We start from the raw sequence: 18,619 nt of genomic DNA on the forward strand, positions 1-18,619 counted from the left end.
AATAGCCAGCTATTGGNNGGCGTAAATTCGCCTAGCTATCCCCAAAACTCTCTGGCTAGACAAGGAAATAATTTAATATGATTTTAAAAATAATGAGTTAGCTCATTTCTTATCCAAACCTCAGGTTAAAAAGATGGAGAACAACTTACATTTGACCGTGTACTACAAACAGTAAGTGCCATCCTTAAGGTGATCACTATTCCATTAAGTGTTGATATTGAGGCAGGCTACAGCGCGGATCAAAATCAGATCATCAACCATATTATCCAATTGGCCGACCTTGGCGTTGCAGGTATCAATATTGAAGACAAACCCAGTGACCAGAGCAGCTTACGCGATATAAAAGCACACCAAGCGTTATTGCAGGCAACCAAACAAGCTTTACGTCATGGCGGTTTCGATCATTTTTTTATTAATGCCCGTTGCGATCTTTGCTTACAACCACAGTGGACTGAAGCGGCGCTGCATGAGCGTGCACTCGCCTATCAAGCAGCTGGTTGCGACGGCTTTTTTATTCCCGGTTTAACCAACACCACCATGATAAAACGCCTAACAGCCCTGCTTTCAATTCCAGTCAATGTGATGCTGTTGCCCGGATTTAGTGATAAACAGGCGTTAGCAGAGTTAGGAGTCAAACGTATCTCATCGGGTAATGCACTCAGCGATCATGTGATAGCACTACAAGAATCAGCCACCAGAAGGCTGCTCGAAGAACATGCTGTAGACTTCTTATTTGAACAATCAGTTCGCACAACTTGGCTGTCAAACTAAATTAATCCCAAGATCTGACCGTTTTTTTAGATTCTTTTATTATATGGATCTAACTATATAGATCTAAAAGTCTGGATCGACTTCCAGCTTTTAGATCGTTATCCACAACACCTCATCCACAACCTCAAAATTTGTTCAAAAACAGCGGTGTTCTTACCGTTTCAAGCATGAGCCTTGGCTTAAAAAAGTATTTTTAGGCTCAGCTATCCCATAGATTATCCACAAATAAATCACCGAGTTAAACTTAGGAATATTTTATTTTATGCCTTTATTTCATATAGATAAGTAAAAACACTAAAAATTACACACTATTTGTGCAAATATTTTTATCCAATAACTTCAAAGCCCTCTTTACATATTCACGTTAAACGCTAAGATGGCGCGCAATACGACTTAGGTGAGGGTAACAATGCAAACTTTAGATCTTATTGTAGGCAGCCAAATGGGATCAGCAGAATACGTTGCTGAACAGCTTATGGAATCGCTTGAATCTCAAGGTTATACCGTGAATTTGCATGAAAAACCCGAGCTTGAAGCTTGTCAACAAGCACTGTGGCTGGTGGTGACATCAACCTATGGGGCCGGTGACTATCCAGAAAACTTATTACCTTTTATATCAGCATTAAAAGCGAGCTCGGATCTAAGCCAGTTACGCTTTGCGGTAGTGGGAATTGGTGATTCAAGTTATGACACCTTTAATCATGCAGCTATTAATCTTGCTGATCTACTTAAAGAAAAAGGTGCAACACAGCTGTTAGACATAGAAAAGATCGATGTTTTACACCCAGATCTACCAGAAGATACTGCTATTGCTTGGTTACCTAAGTTTGTTGAATGTGTCGCTTAACGGCGCGACACTGAAATACACAGAAGTTATTCACAAATTCAGTCTATTTTAGATCGTATTGTGGATAACCTATGATCTAACTGCTGATCTACGCTTACTTATCCATTGGATAAAATAATTCAGATCTAGCGCTGTGAATAAAGTGGCAAGTTGATCAAAGGTTTTAAGCCCATTGATCCGATCTAATTCACACCAATTGATCTTAGTTAAGCAGTTGGATCTAAACAGGAATACAAAACTATTCACAGATCAAAGGATCAGTAGTAGTAAGATCAATAAAGATCTTTAAAAAGATCCTTATATATTTTAAGTGATCTCTTTTTTGCGTTGTGCAAAGTTTAACCATTTCACTTCTGGTTAATTCTAGGTAGAATACGCATCCTTTCTAAATTTGCTCGGTTGTTTTAAGTAGGATCCCGTAAATGATTTATCATGAACATTTTGATGTCATCGTTGTTGGTGGTGGACACGCAGGCACTGAAGCTGCACTTGCAGCTGCACGTATGGGTATGAATACCTTATTGTTAACACACAATATGGATACCTTAGGCCAAATGTCGTGTAACCCAGCTATTGGTGGGATTGGTAAAGGTCATTTGGTTAAAGAGATCGATGCGCTTGGTGGTGCAATGGCCAAAGCAATCGACAAAGGAGGGATCCAATTTCGAACGCTTAATTCATCGAAAGGCCCTGCAGTACGAGCGACTCGTGCTCAGGCAGATCGCGCATTGTATAAAGCTGCGATCCAAGATATTTTGCAACATCAAGAAAACTTAAAGATCTTCCAACAATCTTGTGATGATCTGATTGTTGAAGGCGATCAGGTCAAAGGTGTCGTAACTCAAATGGGTTTGCGCTTTAGTGCTTCTTCAGTGGTGCTAACGGTTGGTACTTTCTTGGGTGGCCAGATCCATATTGGTTTAGAAAACTTCAAAGGCGGCCGTGCTGGCGATCCTCCTTCTATCGCTTTGGCTGAGCGTTTACGTGAAATGCCGTTTCGAGTTGATCGTCTAAAAACAGGCACCCCACCACGTATCGACGCAAGAACGGTTGATTTTTCAGTAATGCAAGAGCAACCAGGCGATACCCCTACTCCGGTTTTCTCGTTTATGGGCAAAGTGTCTGATCATCCAAAACAGATCCCTTGTTATATCACCTATACCAATGAAAAAACCCATGATGTGATCCGCAATAACTTACATCGTTCGCCGATGTATGCTGGCGTGATTGAGGGGATTGGTCCGCGTTACTGCCCTTCCATCGAAGATAAGATTGTGCGTTTTGCTGATAAAGAAAAACATCAGATCTTCGTAGAGCCTGAAGGCTTAACGTCATACGAACTGTATCCAAATGGTATCTCCACCAGCTTACCATTTGATATCCAACTGGAGATCGTGCGTTCTATTAAAGGCTTTGAGAATGCGCATATTTGTCGTCCTGGTTATGCAATTGAGTACGACTTCTTCGATCCCCGTGACCTTAAACAATCATTAGAAACTAAGTTTATCAATGGCTTATTCTTTGCAGGTCAAATAAACGGTACAACCGGTTATGAAGAAGCTGGTGCCCAAGGTTTGATTGCGGGTATGAACGCAGCCCTTCAAGTTCAAGGTCGTGAAGCATGGACACCGCGCCGTGATGAAGCTTATGCCGGTGTGTTGATTGACGACTTAGCAACGCTTGGTACAAAAGAACCTTATCGTATGTTTACCTCTCGTGCTGAATACCGTTTGTTACTGCGTGAAGACAATGCGGATTTACGTCTAACGGAAAAAGGTCGTGAATTAGGTTTAGTTGACGATGAACGCTGGGCTGCATACAACGACAAGCTTGAAGTTATGGAACAAGAAGCACAGCGTCTGCGCAATACTTGGATCCATAAAGATCACCCTGCACTTGAAGCGGTAAATGGATTATTGAAAAAACCACTGGTACGCGAAGCCAGTCTTGAAGATCTGATCCGCCGTCCAGAGGTTAATTATCACGACCTGATGGCAATCGAAGGATTAGGATCTGAGTTTGATAATATTCCAGCCCTTGAACAGGTTGAGATCCAAACTAAGTACGCCGGTTACATTGCGCGTCAACAAGATGAGATTAATAAGCAACTTCGTCATGAAGAGGCATTACTGCCTGCTGAGTTTGATTATGGCCAGGTAAGCGGCCTGTCAAATGAGGTTGTGGCAAAGCTGAGTGATGCTCGTCCACAAACGATTGGCCAAGCTTCACGTATTTCTGGTATCACCCCTGCTGCTATTTCGCTATTATTAGTGTATCTGAAAAAGCAAGGGCTATTACGTAAGTCGGCGTAATAGCAGTGGAACACTGTGTTACTAGAACAATTGAATGAATTACTCGCTGATACCTCAATCGAGCTCAGCGAACAACAAAAGCAGCAGTTGGTCGAATATGTCCAGCTGCTGGATAAATGGAACAAAGCCTACAACCTCACTTCCGTTCGTGACCCAAAAGAAATGATGGTAAAACACATCATGGATTCTTTGGTTGTTGCGCCACACTTAACAGGCAGTAACTATATTGATGTTGGCACCGGACCGGGTTTACCGGGTATGGTTTTAGCGATAGCTAGACCGGACATCAATTTTGTTCTTCTTGATAGCCTTGGTAAAAGGGTTCGATTTTTAATGCAGGTAAAACATGGGCTTGGCATTGAGAATGTAACCCCTGTGCAGTCTCGAGTTGAAGAATATCAGCCAAGTGTTAAATTAGACGGTGTACTCAGCCGTGCTTTTGCATCACTACAAGATATGATCCAGTGGTGTTCACATTTAATCGATAACCAAGGTGTATTCTTAGCACTAAAGGGTCAATACCCTGCGGATGAGCTAGAACAATTACCAAACGGCGTGAGTTTATCGCAAGATATTAGTTTAGTGGTGCCCAAGCTTGAAGGTGAGCGCCATTTAATCATTCTTTCTAAAGATTAATTGTCGAGGACAATGTGGCAAGAGTCATTGCAATAGCAAACCAAAAAGGTGGTGTTGGTAAAACAACCACTGCGGTGAATTTAGCCGCGTCCATGGCGGCGACTAAACGTAAAGTTCTGTTGATCGATCTCGATCCCCAAGGTAATGCAACCATGGGCAGTGGCGTCGATAAATACGCCGATGTCGCAACGGTTTATGATCTGTTGATCGAAGAAGCGCCAATGGATCAAGTGATCACCACAGAAACCAGTGGTGAGTATCATTTGATCGCAGCCAATGGGGATGTAACCGCGGCAGAAGTCAAACTGATGGAGTTGTTTGCGCGCGAAGTGAGACTACGCAACGCCCTTGAGACGATAAAAGATAAATATGAGTATATATTCATCGACTGTCCACCTTCATTAAATATGCTAACGGTAAATGCCATGGCTGCGGCGGATGCAGTTTTAGTTCCAATGCAGTGTGAATATTATGCACTGGAGGGATTAACAGCTTTAATGGACACCATTACCCAACTCGGTAAATTGGTGAATCCAGGATTGCAAATTGAAGGCATTTTACGCACTATGTATGACCCGCGTAATCGTCTAGCTAACGACGTATCTGAGCAGTTAAAACAACACTTTGGCGATAAAGTGTACCGGACTGTGATCCCTCGTAATGTGCGATTAGCGGAGGCGCCAAGTTTTGGAGCGCCTGCGATGTATTATGATAGAGCATCAAGCGGTGCGAAAGCTTATCTAGCGCTAGCGGGTGAAATGCTAAGACGCAAAGAAAAGCAAGCAGCTGCGGTTGCCTAAGAGGATAAAAAGAACATGTCGGTTAAAAAACGTGGTTTAGGCCGAGGGTTGGATGCCCTACTCAGCTCAGCTAAACCTAATCCAAGTACTGCAGCACCTGTACCTAATCAACAAGAAGCGGTTGCGACAGTCAGTGAAGCGCCTGCTGAATCGGCGGTTGAACAAGAGTTACAACGATTACCTATTGAGTGGCTAAAGCCGGGTAAGTATCAGCCGCGCAAAGATATGTCAGAGCAGGCACTTGAGGAACTGGCCAGTTCGATCCGTTCACAGGGGATTTTACAGCCAATTGTGGTGCGTAAAGTTGCCACGCAAAGCTTTGAAATTATTGCCGGTGAAAGACGCTGGCGTGCGGCACAGTTGGCTAAGCAAGATACCGTTCCTTGTTTAATCAAAGATGTGCCGGATGAAGCGGCTGTTGCTATTGCGCTTATTGAAAATATTCAGCGTGAAGACCTCAATGCAATGGAAGAAGCAATTGCTCTAGATCGTTTGCTTAATGAATTTGAACTCACGCATCAGCAAGTTGCCGATGCGGTGGGTAAATCGCGTACGACGGTCACCAATTTACTTCGTCTCAACAATCTCAACGATGATGTAAAAATCTTGTTGGAACATGGCGACATAGAAATGGGCCATGCTCGCTGTTTACTTGCCCTAACTGGTGAAGCGCAATCTGAAGCGGCAAGAACTGCTGTGGCCAAAGGATTAACCGTAAGAGAAACCGAAAAACTGGTTCGTACCATTTTAGAGCCTGTCGAGAAAAAAGAAGCGAAGCAAAAAGATCCTGATGTGAAGTTACTTGAACAGCAATTACAGGAAAACTTAGGCGCAAAAGTTGAGATCAACTACAACCAAAAAGGTAAAGGTAAACTGGTTATTTCCTATGCTAGTTTAGATGAGCTTGATGGTATTTTGGGGCGTATTAACCCTGAAATGAATGAAGCTGACTAACGGTAAACTTAACTAATTGGCCAATACGTGAATGCGGTGCTTTATTTTGCGCCGCTATTTCCTCACCAATATGCTGCGAAATAGCGAGAATACGAAGAACTTTGATGGAAAAATAGCCACTCTTGTTCAGGCTTTAATTTAAGCCTTCCTCCCTAACAAATTTTGACCTATTTGGCGTCCAAAAAACGTCACATTTCACCTCGTCAAGTTGCAAATTAAGCAGAAACAAGTATAATTTCGCCAGTTTTCATACCCTGATAAAATTTAACGTCATTAAGGTTAATATAAAGTGACTCATTCGTTAGCCCGCCCATACAGGCGAGCCGCATTACAAGGTGTTTTGATTCAGGGTATCGTAGCATTAGTCGCTGCAGTAATCGTTTTTATAGGTTGGGGAGTACAAGCCGGAGTTTCAGCATTAGCTGGCGGCGCTGTGTTGGTACTCCCTAATTTTGTATTTGCTGCTTATGCCTTTCGATTTATGGGTGCAAGCAAAGCAAATCAAGTATATTCCTCGATAAAACGAGGAAATGGATTAAAATTTTTGCTAACTGTTGTGCTCTTTGCACTGATTTTTAAGCATTTTTCAGTAATGATGCTGCCTTTCTTTGGCGCGTATATGCTCGTGATGCTGACACAATGGTTGGTCCTGATTTTTTTTAATCATTAACTTTTGGGATAAAACATGGCTGCAGAAGAAGTTACTCTATCAAGCCATATTCAGCACCACTTGACCAATGCCAAGATGTGCTCGACCGATGCCGGTCTTGCCTTCAACAAAGCATGTGCGGATAGTGGTTTCTGGACATGGCATGTAGATACCCTCGCATGGTCAATCGGTTTAGGTCTGATATTTTTATGGATCTTCCGAAGTGCCGCTAAAAAATCCACTATAGGTGTTCCTGGGAAATTCCAGTGCTTTATCGAGATGGTTGTTGAGTTCGTTGGTGCCAACGTACGTGACACTTATCATGGTAACAGCAAGTTAGTTGCACCTTTAGCCCTAACGATCTTCGTTTGGGTATTCCTAATGAACTTGATGGACTTAGTTCCAGTTGACTTCCTACCTGCATTCGCTGGCTTTGTTGGTGAACAAGCATTTGGTATGGATTCACACGATGTGTACATGAAGATTGTACCTACAACAGACTTAAACATGACAGCTGCACTGGCGCTAGGTGTGTTTATTCTGATGATCGGTTATTCAATTAAAATCAAAGGCATCGGTGGCTTTGTTGCAGAATTAACATTGCACCCATTTAGCTCTAAAAACAAACTAATGATGGCAGTGTTGATCCCGTTTAACTTACTACTTGAAACAATCGCATTGGTTGCTAAGCCGTTCTCGCTAGCACTACGTTTGTTCGGTAACTTATACGCAGGTGAGATGATCTTCATCCTTATCGGTGCAATTGGTTTGATGCAGTTACCACTGCACTTCGTGTGGGCAGTATTCCACATTATGGTAATCGTACTTCAGGCATTCGTATTTATGATGCTGACTATCGTTTACCTCAGCATGGCTAGTACAGAAAGTCACTAATCTGCTGAATAATAAAGATTTTTACAACTTAAATTTAAACTTAAACTTTAATTTACTATTAAAACTTTGGAGATAAAAATGGAAATCGCAGTTGCTATTAAACTTATCGCTGTTGCACTACTAATCGGTTTTGGTGCTATCGGTACTGCACTAGGCTTCGGTAACATGGGTGGTAAGTTCCTAGAAGCATGTGCTCGTCAACCTGAGCTTGCGCCTTCACTACAGGTTAAAATGTTCATCCTAGCTGGTCTTATCGATGCCGTTGCAATGATCGGTGTAGGTATCGCTATGTACATGTTGTTCGCTCTTTAATATTGCAAAATACCTGAAACGAACAACTGTCAAGTAAGGAGGAGCGGTCGTGAACTTAAACGCCACTCTAATAGGTGAATTAATCGCATTTGTGGTCTTCGTATGGTTCTGTATGAAGTTCGTATGGCCACCACTAAATGGTGCGATTGAAGCTCGCCAGAAGAAAATCGAAGATGGTTTAGCGGCATCTGATGAAGCTGAGAAAGAACTTGAGCGCGTACGTGCACAAGGTGCTGAACAGTTGAAAGAAGCGAAAGCACAAGCGGCTGAAATCATCGAACAAGCTAAGAAGCGTGCTGCGCTAATTGTTGACGAAGAGACTACTCGTGGTCAGCAAGAGCGTGAAAAAATCATTGCTCAGGGACACTCTGAAATTGAGTCTGAGCGCAACCGTGTGAAAGAAGAGCTGCGTTCACAAGTCGCTGCACTTTCTATCGCAGGCGCTGAGAAGATTTTAGAGCGTGAAATCAATCAAGCCACACACAGTGACATCGTTGAAAAACTTGTCGCTGAGCTTTAAGTAGGAGGGTATGAGCATGTCTGAATTGACTACTATCGCTCGCCCATACGCTAAAGCGGCTTTTGAACTTGCCGTTGAAAAAGGCACAGTTGAAGCTTGGAATGAAATGCTGTTCTTCGCTGGTCAAGTTACCAGCGACGAGCAGGTTCAGGCGCTACTTGGTAGCATCGCTACTGAATCACAGCAGTCTGAAATCATTATCAAGTTATGTGCTGAGCAACTCAACGAACAAGGTCAAAATCTTATCAAGCTGATGGCCGAAAATGAGCGTTTAGCCGCCATCCCAGCTGTTGCAGAATTGTTTGCAGAATTAAAAGCAGACTATGACAAAGAAATCGAAGTAGATGTGGTTTCAGCAACAGTGCTTGCAGATGATACGCAAGCAAAATTGGTCGCGGCACTTGAGAAACGTTTCGCACGCAAAGTTAAGCTGAATTGTAGCATCGACGAAGCCATTGTAAGTGGCCTAGTGATTAAAGCCGGTGACACCGTAATCGACGGTTCTGTTCGCGGCAAGTTAGATCGTCTTGCGACGTCGCTACAATCGTAATTGGGAAAAAGAGCATGCAACTTAATTCCACAGAAATTTCTGCACTGATCAAGCAACGCATTGAGCAGTTTGAAGTTGTAAGTGAAGCGCGTAACGAAGGTACTATCGTATCTGTTACCGACGGTATCATCCGTATCCACGGTCTTGCTGACTGTATGCAGGGTGAGATGATCGAGCTTCCTGGCAACCGTTATGCTATCGCACTAAACCTTGAGCGTGACTCAGTAGGTGCTGTAGTAATGGGTCCATACGCTGACCTTAAAGAAGGCGTAAAAGTTAAATCAACTGGTCGTATCCTTGAAGTACCAGTAGGCCGTGGTCTACTAGGTCGTGTTGTTAACACGCTTGGTGAGCCAATTGACGGTAAAGGCGCTGTTGATAACGATGGTTTTGAACCAGTTGAAAAAATCGCACCTGGCGTAATCGAGCGTCAATCAGTAGATGAGCCAGTACAAACTGGTTATAAGTCTATCGATGCGATGATCCCAGTTGGTCGTGGTCAGCGTGAGCTTGTGATCGGTGACCGTCAGACTGGTAAAACAGCACTAGCAATCGATGCTATCATCAACCAAAAAGACACAGGCGTTAAGTGTGTGTACGTAGCGGTTGGTCAAAAAGCGTCAACAATTGCTAACGTAGTACGTAAACTAGAAGAGCACGGTGCACTTGCAAACACTATCGTAGTAGTTGCTTCTGCATCAGAATCTGCAGCGCTACAATTCCTAGCGCCGTTTTCTGGTTGTACTATGGGTGAATACTTCCGTGACCGCGGTGAAGATGCACTAATCGTATATGATGATTTGTCTAAGCAAGCTGTTGCTTACCGTCAAATCTCACTACTACTTAAGCGTCCACCAGGCCGTGAAGCATACCCAGGTGACGTATTCTATCTTCACTCACGTCTTCTAGAGCGTGCGTCTCGTGTAAACGCTGACTACGTTGAGAAGTTCACAAATGGTGAAGTGAAAGGTAAAACAGGTTCATTGACGGCATTGCCAATCATTGAAACTCAAGGTGGTGACGTTTCTGCATTCGTACCTACCAACGTTATCTCAATCACTGACGGTCAGATCTTCTTAGAAACTGACTTGTTCAACGCAGGTATCCGTCCAGCGGTTAACGCTGGTATCTCGGTATCTCGTGTAGGTGGTGCAGCTCAAACTAAGATTGTTAAGAAACTAGGTGGTGGTATCCGTCTAGCGCTAGCTCAGTACCGTGAACTAGCGGCGTTCTCTCAGTTCGCTTCTGACCTTGATGATGCAACACGTGCACAGCTTGAACACGGTGAGCGTGTAACAGAGCTAATGAAGCAGAAACAGTACGCACCGATGTCTGTTGCTGATATGTCATTATCGCTATTTGCAGTAGAGAAAGGCTTCCTAAAAGATATCGAAATCAACAAGATCCTTGATTTCGAAGCAAGCCTAATCGCATTTGCTAAGAGCGAGTACGCAGAGCTAATGGCTCAAATCAATGAAACTGGTAACTACAACGCCGAGATCGAAGCGCAGCTTAAAGAGCTTCTTGAGAAGTTCAAGTCTACGCAAACTTGGTAATGTGTTATTAAGGTGAGTAGGTAACTACTCACCGAGATTCGGAGAGAGAGTCATGGCCAGCGGAAAAGAGATAAAAAGCAAGATCGGGAGTATCAAGAATACTCAAAAGATCACCAGCGCAATGGAGATGGTTGCCGCTTCTAAAATGAAGAAGGCACAAGAACGCGTAGCGTCTAGTCGCCCATACGCTGAAAACTTACGCAAAGTGATCGGTCGTGTTGCTCAGGCTAATCTTGATTTCCATCACCCGTTCCTAGAAGAGCGTGATGTGAAACGAGTTGGTTATATCGTTATCTCTACAGACCGTGGTCTTTGTGGTGGCTTAAACTCAAACGAGTTTAAGCGTGTAGCGAAAGACGTGAAAACGTGGAAAGAAAAGGGTGTTGAGGCGTCGTTCGCAACACTAGGTAGCAAAGCTGCTGGTTTCTTTAAACGTTTTGGTGGTTCGCTTGAAGCCAAAAAGGCAGGGCTGGGAGATACACCTTCAATACAGGACGTAATTGGTCCTGTAAAAGTAATGCTAGATGCATACGAAGAAGGCAAAATTGACCGCTTATTCGTTGTGTACAACAAGTTTGTCAACACAATGAAACAAGAGCCTGTTATCGATCAGTTATTACCTTTGCCAAAAGCTGAAGAAGAAGTATCAGCTCACGCTTGGGATTACTTATATGAGCCAAGCCCAGAGGCGATTTTAGAGACACTTATTGTGCGCTTTATTGAGTCTCAGGTTTACCAAGGCGTAGTTGAGAATGCTGCCTCTGAGCAAGCTGCCCGTATGGTTGCGATGAAAGCCGCAACTGATAACGCAGGTGGCCTGATTGATGAGCTACAGCTGGTATACAACAAGGCACGTCAAGCCGCAATCACACAAGAAATCAGTGAGATTGTGAGCGGTTCGGCTGCCGTGTAACGCTTCGGCAAAGTTTAATAAGAGGAATAGACATGAGTTTAGGTAAGGTCGTCCAAATTATCGGCGCCGTTGTGGACATCGAGTTTCCACAAGACAACGTGCCAGCCGTATATGACGCACTAAAAGTTACAGAAGGCGACTTAGCTGGTTTGACACTAGAAGTGCAACAGCAGCTAGGTGGCGGTGTGGTACGTGGTATCGCACTAGGTAGTACTGACGGTCTACGTCGTGGTACTCCAGTACAAGGTACAGCTGAGCCAATTAAGGTTCCAGTTGGTACAGCAACACTAGGTCGTATCATGAACGTACTTGGTGACGCGATTGACGAAGCGGGTCCTATCGGTGAAGAAGAGCGTTGGTCTATTCACCGTGCAGCACCATCATACGAAGATCAGAGCAACTCTGTTGAGCTTCTAGAGACTGGTATCAAGGTTATCGACCTTGTATGTCCATTCGCTAAAGGTGGTAAAGTTGGTCTATTCGGTGGTGCGGGTGTAGGTAAAACCGTAAACATGATGGAACTTATCCGTAACATCGCAATCGAGCACAGCGGTTACTCAGTATTCGCAGGTGTTGGTGAGCGTACTCGTGAGGGTAATGACTTCTACCATGAGATGAACGACTCAAACGTACTAGATAAAGTATCACTAGTGTATGGTCAGATGAACGAGCCACCGGGTAACCGTCTACGTGTTGCACTAACTGGTCTAACAATGGCTGAGAAGTTCCGTGACGAAGGTCGTGACGTACTATTTTTCGTAGATAACATCTACCGTTATACACTAGCAGGTACTGAAGTATCAGCACTTCTAGGTCGTATGCCTTCAGCAGTAGGTTACCAGCCTACACTAGCTGAAGAAATGGGTGTTCTACAGGAGCGTATCGCATCAACTAAGACAGGTTCAATCACTTCAATCCAAGCGGTATACGTACCTGCGGATGACTTGACTGACCCATCTCCAGCAACAACGTTTGCTCACTTAGATGCGACAGTAGTACTTTCTCGTGATATCGCGTCTCTAGGTATCTACCCTGCGGTAGACCCTCTAGATTCAACTTCACGTCAGCTTGACCCACAAGTTATCGGTCAAGAGCACTACGACACAGCACGTGGCGTTCAGACAGTTCTTCAGCGTTATAAAGAGCTGAAAGACATCATCGCAATTCTAGGTATGGACGAGCTATCTGACGAAGATAAGCAAGTTGTATCTCGTGCACGTAAGATCCAGCGTTTCCTATCTCAGCCGTTCTTCGTTGCTGAGGTATTTACAGGTGCACCCGGTAAATACGTATCTCTTAAAGACACAATCTCTGGCTTTAAGGGCATCCTAAACGGTGATTACGATGATATGCCTGAGCAGGCATTCTACATGGTTGGCTCAATCGACGAAGCGATCGATAAAGCTAAAAACATGTAATTAGGAGGTTGTTATGGCAATGACAGTACACCTTGATGTAGTAAGCGCAGAGCAGAGCTTGTTCTCTGGCGCTGTGACTACTATCCAAGTGACAGGTAGTGAAGGTGAGCTTGGTATTCATCCAGGTCACGCACCACTACTGACTGGCCTAAAACCTGGTATGGTACGTTTGGTTAAAGCAGATAGCTCAGAAGAAGTTATCTACGTTGCAGGCGGTACGCTTGAAGTTCAACCACAAACAGTAACTGTTCTAGCGGACGTTGCTATTCGTGCGGAAGAGCTTGACGAGCAAGCTGCTGAAGAAGCTAAACGTGAAGCGCAAGCGCAAATGGCTTCTGGTACTAGCGGTGAGTTGGATTACCAACAAGCTGCAGTACAACTAGAAGAAGCCCTTGCTCAACTACGCGTTATTCGCCAGCTGCGCAAATAAGCAACCACCTATCTGGTTATTAGAAACCCACGCATCGCGTGGGTTTTTTTATGCATGATGTATACCACCCAATCAATTTGAAGGCATAAAGCCGACCTAAACAAAGCTCAAGGTTTCTTACTGAGGTTGCCTACTTGGGTTTATACCAATCACTTAATTAAGTGATCTATTTTGAGGTGAAAGCTGTACTACTCAAGCTATTCCTCGTTTCAGAATGTCTGGTTTACTTAATACATTATTTAACCTGAGCTTCGGATAATTAATGCCTTTCTAGCAGCCAGTTTTTGCGTTAACTGCGTTGAATTCACTTCCAATAGCCAGCTATTGGTGCGTAAATTCGTCTAGTTATCCCTAAAACTCTCTGGCTAGATAAGGAAATAATTTAATGTATTTTTAAAAACAATTAGTTAGCTCGTTTCTTATCCAAACCTCAGATTATTTAAGCTTTCCTACTCTAGGAGAGCCACAAGGTGGCTACCAACTTATTGTAACAGTGTTAGTTCGTTCTTTTTTGGAGTGCTAACGTACTAAATTTGTAGGCTTAAGCTGCTAGTCACGATTCATTGTTTTCTGTGTTTTTCTATATAACTATATGTTTATTATGCTAATAATTACTTGGTCACACGTTGTGGCGTGAGGTAACAATACTTCACTTCTCGTATTTACTCCCTACTCTCTAAACTCACCCAAACAAACACAGAGAAAAGTGAAATCAACGGGGATCAAGTTATGAAAATTTTTACGCATCAAGTCGGTTTGTTGTTGCTACTCCTTGTGTCTCAGCACAGCTTAGCGCAACGCATAGTGACTACCGCTCCGGTTGTCGAAAATAGCCGAGGGATCATGAGTAAGCTGGTTGCAGAGGTTGTTGATTCAGATGCCATCGTACTATCTAGTTACAGCAGTGCGCACGTTCTTAGGATTAAAAAGCTTGGAGAGCGAGTAAATGCTGGCGATGTGATTGCACAATTGGATACGCAATTTCTATCATTGTCGGAGCAAAAAAAGCGCTTTGAGATTCACCAAGCTGAGGCTCAGGTACAGCACCTTAATGTTGAGTTAAAGCGACTCGAAGCCTTATCAAAAACTAAAAGTGTTAATCAATCAGAGCTAGATCAACTTACTTATGAGCTTGCGAGCGCCAAAAATAAGGTATCTGAGCTTGAAGTCAGTCTGACAGAAATTCAAAGACATATTTCGCTAAGCACAATTCGTGCTTCAGAAAGTGGCTTTGTTGCAGAAACCTTCGTACGTAAAGGCGAGTTTGTCCAAGAAGGGGATGCAATTGCAAGAGTCAATAATTTTGCAGCAATTGAGCTATCTAGTCAGCTTCCCATTGAATTACTTGATTATATTGATGAACATGCCGAACTGATCATCGAAAGTGAGCTACAGGTACCGAAGCGCATTGGCACCGCCAAAGTCGCTAGAGTAGTACCTGAAGTAAGTGTAGGAACTGGCGCGGTAAAGCTATTTGCTGAACCGGACCCTGAACTGAAAGATAAACTAGTATTAGGCTCTAACCTGTCCATACAACTCACAATTACGATACCAAATAGTCTACTTATCCCTGGTGATGCGCTGATCCCAAGAGGAAAGGACAGCTTTGTTTACAAGCTAAAAGCTGATAGTTCAGTAGAAAAAGCCAATGTAAAGGTACTTGCAGGTATTAATGGTGATTATGTCGTGAGTGGTGCGCTATCTGCCGGAGAGGTTGTTGTCACTCGAGGTGGGCTAGGTTTGAAACCCGGTGATGTAGTAAAAGTGGATGAAAGGGTAGCTCAATTATGAATAACAGAATACTGAAAAACCCTCACTACGTAGTGAGTTTTTTTCTCATCATAATCATCTTGGGTATTGCCGCTATACCCAAACTCCCTGTTCAATTACTTCCAGATATTGGTGAAGACCGAATTGTTGTAGGAAACTTCTGGCCAGGCGCATCGCCCATGGAAATGGAACGTCAGATTGTTGAACCAGTAGAGGAGCTGCTAAGTAAAGTGCCCGGAGTGTTGCGTTATGAAACCGATACTGGGACTGGATTTGCTTGGGTAAATATGACCTTTCAGCCCGGTACCGATATGCAGGAGGCTTATATTGAAGTTATCGATAAGATGAATCAATTTAATACGCGGCCTAAAACAGCACTAGAACCAATCATTCAAAATAAGTCAAAAGATAATAAAGGCAGCATTGCTGGCCTCGTACTTTTTCCTCATAGTGTAGGGGTTCCGGCTGATCGAGCAAGATACACAGAGGTATTTGAGAAATATGTCAGACCTAGAATCCTAGCGATTCCGGGAATTAGCAGCCTTTCGCCTTTGGCGTCTACTGAACAGCGCATAGACATTATTTTTGACCCTGAAAAGTTGACTAAATACACGTTGACGATAGATCAAATGCTAAATATTTTGCGCAATTCTCTAGATCAAAGTGTCGGTATCGTTGAACAAGGTACACGCAACTTTGCGGTACGTTTTGAGGGTCGTCGCGATATCTCAGATCTCAATGGGCTAGTTATCGCTAAGAATGAACAAAAGGTGGTTACACTTGGTGATGTTGCCTACATCGAAAACGCTTTTGTTACTGATTCATCGCCGGTTTACTGGAAGCGACAGCAAGCTTTTTATGTCAGCGTTAATGCTGCAACTGGCTCAAATGCTTTGGCATCTTTGGCACAGCTAAGAAAAGTGATGACTGAACTCAATACTACAGTACTGCCTGAGCTAGGTGTACAAATGGAATTGACCAAGGATGATTCTAAAACCATCAATAGTGCAGTAAGTATGGTGCAAAATAACCTGATCCTTGGGATTGTATTATCTACTTTAATTCTATTTTTGTTTGTTAGAAAGCTCCCTGTTATCGCGATGATATTCATCAGTTTACCAATTTCCATTTTGGCGACGTTTTTGGCTATGCAAGTTTTGGGTAGAACATTTAATGTGATCTCGCTTGCCGGTATTGCTCTGTCGACGGGCATGATTTTGGATGCTGCAATCGTCGTGGTTGAAACGGCAGTGCGATATCGAGAGCAGGGGGAGCGTGTTGTAGATGCGATACGTAAAACGATGGTTGAGGTATCGGGGGCACTGGTAAATTCAGTGGTATCTAGCATCATCGTATTTGCTCCAATACTTCTGATGCAAAGTGCTGAGGGTAAATTATTTCACGATTTGGCCATTACTATTTCATCGGCTCTAGGCGCTTCTTTGTTTGTTGCTTTACTGCTGTTACCACTGCTTTTACGCTATATTTTACCGAGTATTAAAGCCGTAAATAGTACGGGAGACTTTGTCGATAGAATCTCTGCACGCCTTGCACGTATGGTAGTAAGTTCACGAAATCGAAATGCGATGCTCCTGTTGTTAGTGGTAATACCTATCACAGGGCTGATATTGCTCGCGCCTAAGTTGAACATTCTACCGCAAGTGGAAGGAACGCGCGTTAACGTGTCTGTTAATGTCAACCAAAGTATGAATCATGAAGCGTTAACCAGCGAGTTGTTGATACCCATAAATCAACTGATTGAAGCGGAGCAGGAGCAGCAACAAGGCCCGCTGATTGATAAATTTTTGTCATTTGTTTCGGGGAGTTCATCGGTCCAGTTGGTGCTATATCCCAAAGAACCCGAGCAGGCTGAGCAATTAAAGCACTGGGTAAAAAATATACTGGAAATGGCTTTTCCGCATGCGAATGTGTATGCCAATTTTAACTCTTTACTTGGTTTTGGCTTGTCTACCAATCGTCGGGTTACTATTGATTTTACCGGTACGTCGCTGGATGATTTGCAATTAATTGGGCGAGAAGTGTATGAGCACCTAAACACCAATATGGGTTATGCCAACCCGTGGAGTAACACCCCGCTGTATAATGATGACCCACAAATTATCTTTACTCCAAAAGACAATCAGCTGCTTGAGCTGGGTGAGTCCCAGTATAATTTGTCGCAGAAGTTACGCGCTCTGACCGACGGAGTCTACATTGGGGAATATTCTAATGGCACAAAAAACTTACCAATCTATATCAAAGGGGAAGATTGGGATGCCATCAATAATGTAATGGATACACCGTTGTATTTTCCACTTGAGAACAAAGTTACCCTGTTAAGAACCTTAGTTGATTATGAATTGAATGTTGGGCCAAGTTCTTTATATCGTCTAAATGGCTTTCGTACATTGTCAATTAATGTAACGCCACCGCCTAGCATTCCCTTATCTACTTTTATTGACGAGCTCAAAGTTCAAGTAACGCCTATTATTGAGCAACATATGCCACAGTCTGTTTCGGTGTCTTATCGTGGTAGCGCGAGTAAATTAAACGAGCTTATTTCAGATATGCTGCAACAGTTTAGCTTTGCAATGCTAATTCTATTTTTACTTGTATCTGGGTGGTTTAAGTCTTTCCGCAATGGTTTGGCTATTATGCTATCGTTACCCATTGCATTAATTGGCGGGATGTTAGCACTCAATTCAGTTAATCTTTTTACCTATCAACCTTTAGATGTTATCTCAATGATGGGGTTCATCATTCTAATTGGGCTTGTTATTAATAATGCAATTCTGTTTGTTGGTCATTTTAATGAACTTGAGGATTTGCGCTATACCATAGGTGATAAAATTCAGTTAGCGATTAAGTCACGAGCAAGGCCTATATATATGAGTACGCTGACGAGTATTTTTGGGATGTTGCCTTTGGCAATTATTCCTGGCGTGGGTTCGGAGATTTATCGTGGCTTGGCTATTGTGATCGTTGGTGGTATGACATTCAGTGCTATATTTTCTCTTTCTGTTATGGCGGCCTTGCTAAGTTTACCCATTTTCGCCAAATACAAAGAGCGTGAAACCCGTTTTCCACATGCTGAAATGGTTTCATAGTCTTTATTTACCCTAGTTGAATCCCGTCAAGGTCACACTTAGTTGTGGCCTTTTTATTGTTGTATTTTCACGTTGTAACTCTTATGAGTTTTAGAGCTAAGGTCTTGCTTTAAAGTGTGTAAAGTTGAAACTTCGCCAAGACTGCAAAATGTTTAATATTATACCTTAATGTACAAAAGT

General features: G+C 43.2%; 16 protein-coding genes and 1 pseudogene. All 17 read left to right on the top strand.

The window, feature by feature from the left end; translation table 11 throughout:
* Window positions 1–141: 141 nt before the first annotated feature.
* A pseudogene (locus CKO50_RS18815) lies at window positions 142–771 on the top strand (isocitrate lyase/phosphoenolpyruvate mutase family protein); the annotation flags it as partial.
* A gap of 409 nt (window positions 772–1,180) precedes the next feature.
* Window positions 1,181–1,618: an FMN-binding protein MioC gene (mioC, locus tag CKO50_RS18820; protein WP_010604148.1), complete on the top strand. Its 438-nt coding sequence runs from the start codon at window positions 1,181–1,183 to the stop codon at window positions 1,616–1,618.
* Between the two features lie 422 nt (window positions 1,619–2,040).
* Window positions 2,041–3,930, top strand: coding sequence for a tRNA uridine-5-carboxymethylaminomethyl(34) synthesis enzyme MnmG (mnmG, locus tag CKO50_RS18825; protein WP_095729399.1), 1,890 nt, complete (start codon window positions 2,041–2,043; stop codon window positions 3,928–3,930).
* A 15-nt stretch (window positions 3,931–3,945) separates the two neighbouring features.
* The gene (gene rsmG, locus CKO50_RS18830) at window positions 3,946–4,566 is read left to right on the top strand and encodes a 16S rRNA (guanine(527)-N(7))-methyltransferase RsmG (protein WP_010376874.1); all 621 of its coding nucleotides are present in this window, start codon (window positions 3,946–3,948) and stop codon (window positions 4,564–4,566) included.
* A gap of 14 nt (window positions 4,567–4,580) precedes the next feature.
* Window positions 4,581–5,366 carry a ParA family protein gene (locus tag CKO50_RS18835; protein WP_010376876.1) on the top strand — a complete coding sequence of 262 codons (786 nt, stop codon included), beginning with the start codon at window positions 4,581–4,583 and terminating at the stop codon, window positions 5,364–5,366.
* A 15-nt stretch (window positions 5,367–5,381) separates the two neighbouring features.
* Window positions 5,382–6,320, top strand: coding sequence for a ParB/RepB/Spo0J family partition protein (locus CKO50_RS18840; protein ID WP_095729400.1), 939 nt, complete (start codon window positions 5,382–5,384; stop codon window positions 6,318–6,320).
* Between the two features lie 289 nt (window positions 6,321–6,609).
* The gene (locus CKO50_RS18845) at window positions 6,610–6,990 is read left to right on the top strand and encodes an ATP synthase subunit I (protein WP_010604145.1); all 381 of its coding nucleotides are present in this window, start codon (window positions 6,610–6,612) and stop codon (window positions 6,988–6,990) included.
* Window positions 6,991–7,005: 15 nt separating this feature from the next.
* A complete protein-coding gene (gene atpB, locus CKO50_RS18850) occupies window positions 7,006–7,863 on the top strand; it encodes a F0F1 ATP synthase subunit A (RefSeq protein ID WP_095729401.1) in 858 nt (285 codons plus the stop codon).
* A 78-nt stretch (window positions 7,864–7,941) separates the two neighbouring features.
* On the top strand, window positions 7,942–8,175 hold the full coding sequence (atpE, locus tag CKO50_RS18855; RefSeq protein ID WP_010376881.1) for a F0F1 ATP synthase subunit C: 234 nt from the start codon (window positions 7,942–7,944) through the stop codon (window positions 8,173–8,175).
* A 49-nt stretch (window positions 8,176–8,224) separates the two neighbouring features.
* Complete coding sequence (gene atpF, locus CKO50_RS18860) at window positions 8,225–8,695, top strand: F0F1 ATP synthase subunit B (protein WP_010376882.1); 471 nt, start codon at window positions 8,225–8,227, stop codon at window positions 8,693–8,695.
* 16 nt (window positions 8,696–8,711) lie between these two features.
* Window positions 8,712–9,245, top strand: coding sequence for a F0F1 ATP synthase subunit delta (gene atpH, locus CKO50_RS18865; RefSeq protein ID WP_010604141.1), 534 nt, complete (start codon window positions 8,712–8,714; stop codon window positions 9,243–9,245).
* A gap of 14 nt (window positions 9,246–9,259) precedes the next feature.
* Window positions 9,260–10,801 (top strand): F0F1 ATP synthase subunit alpha, encoded by a 1,542-nt coding sequence (gene atpA / locus CKO50_RS18870; RefSeq protein WP_010376884.1) that lies wholly within the window; start codon window positions 9,260–9,262, stop codon window positions 10,799–10,801.
* A gap of 52 nt (window positions 10,802–10,853) precedes the next feature.
* The gene (gene atpG / locus CKO50_RS18875; RefSeq protein WP_095729402.1) at window positions 10,854–11,714 is read left to right on the top strand and encodes a F0F1 ATP synthase subunit gamma; all 861 of its coding nucleotides are present in this window, start codon (window positions 10,854–10,856) and stop codon (window positions 11,712–11,714) included.
* Between the two features lie 32 nt (window positions 11,715–11,746).
* Window positions 11,747–13,132, top strand: a complete 1,386-nt coding sequence (atpD, locus tag CKO50_RS18880) for a F0F1 ATP synthase subunit beta (RefSeq protein WP_017218546.1) — start codon at window positions 11,747–11,749, stop codon at window positions 13,130–13,132.
* A 13-nt stretch (window positions 13,133–13,145) separates the two neighbouring features.
* Complete coding sequence (locus tag CKO50_RS18885) at window positions 13,146–13,562, top strand: F0F1 ATP synthase subunit epsilon (protein WP_010604138.1); 417 nt, start codon at window positions 13,146–13,148, stop codon at window positions 13,560–13,562.
* Window positions 13,563–14,291: 729 nt separating this feature from the next.
* Window positions 14,292–15,353: an efflux RND transporter periplasmic adaptor subunit gene (locus CKO50_RS18890; RefSeq protein WP_095729403.1), complete on the top strand. Its 1,062-nt coding sequence runs from the start codon at window positions 14,292–14,294 to the stop codon at window positions 15,351–15,353.
* The gene (locus CKO50_RS18895; protein WP_095729404.1) at window positions 15,350–18,439 is read left to right on the top strand and encodes an efflux RND transporter permease subunit; all 3,090 of its coding nucleotides are present in this window, start codon (window positions 15,350–15,352) and stop codon (window positions 18,437–18,439) included. The genes CKO50_RS18890 and CKO50_RS18895 overlap by 4 nt, the downstream gene beginning before the upstream one ends.
* Window positions 18,440–18,619 lie beyond the last annotated feature (180 nt).

Source organism: Pseudoalteromonas sp. HM-SA03, from assembly GCF_002289345.1.
Taxonomy (GTDB): domain Bacteria; phylum Pseudomonadota; class Gammaproteobacteria; order Enterobacterales; family Alteromonadaceae; genus Pseudoalteromonas.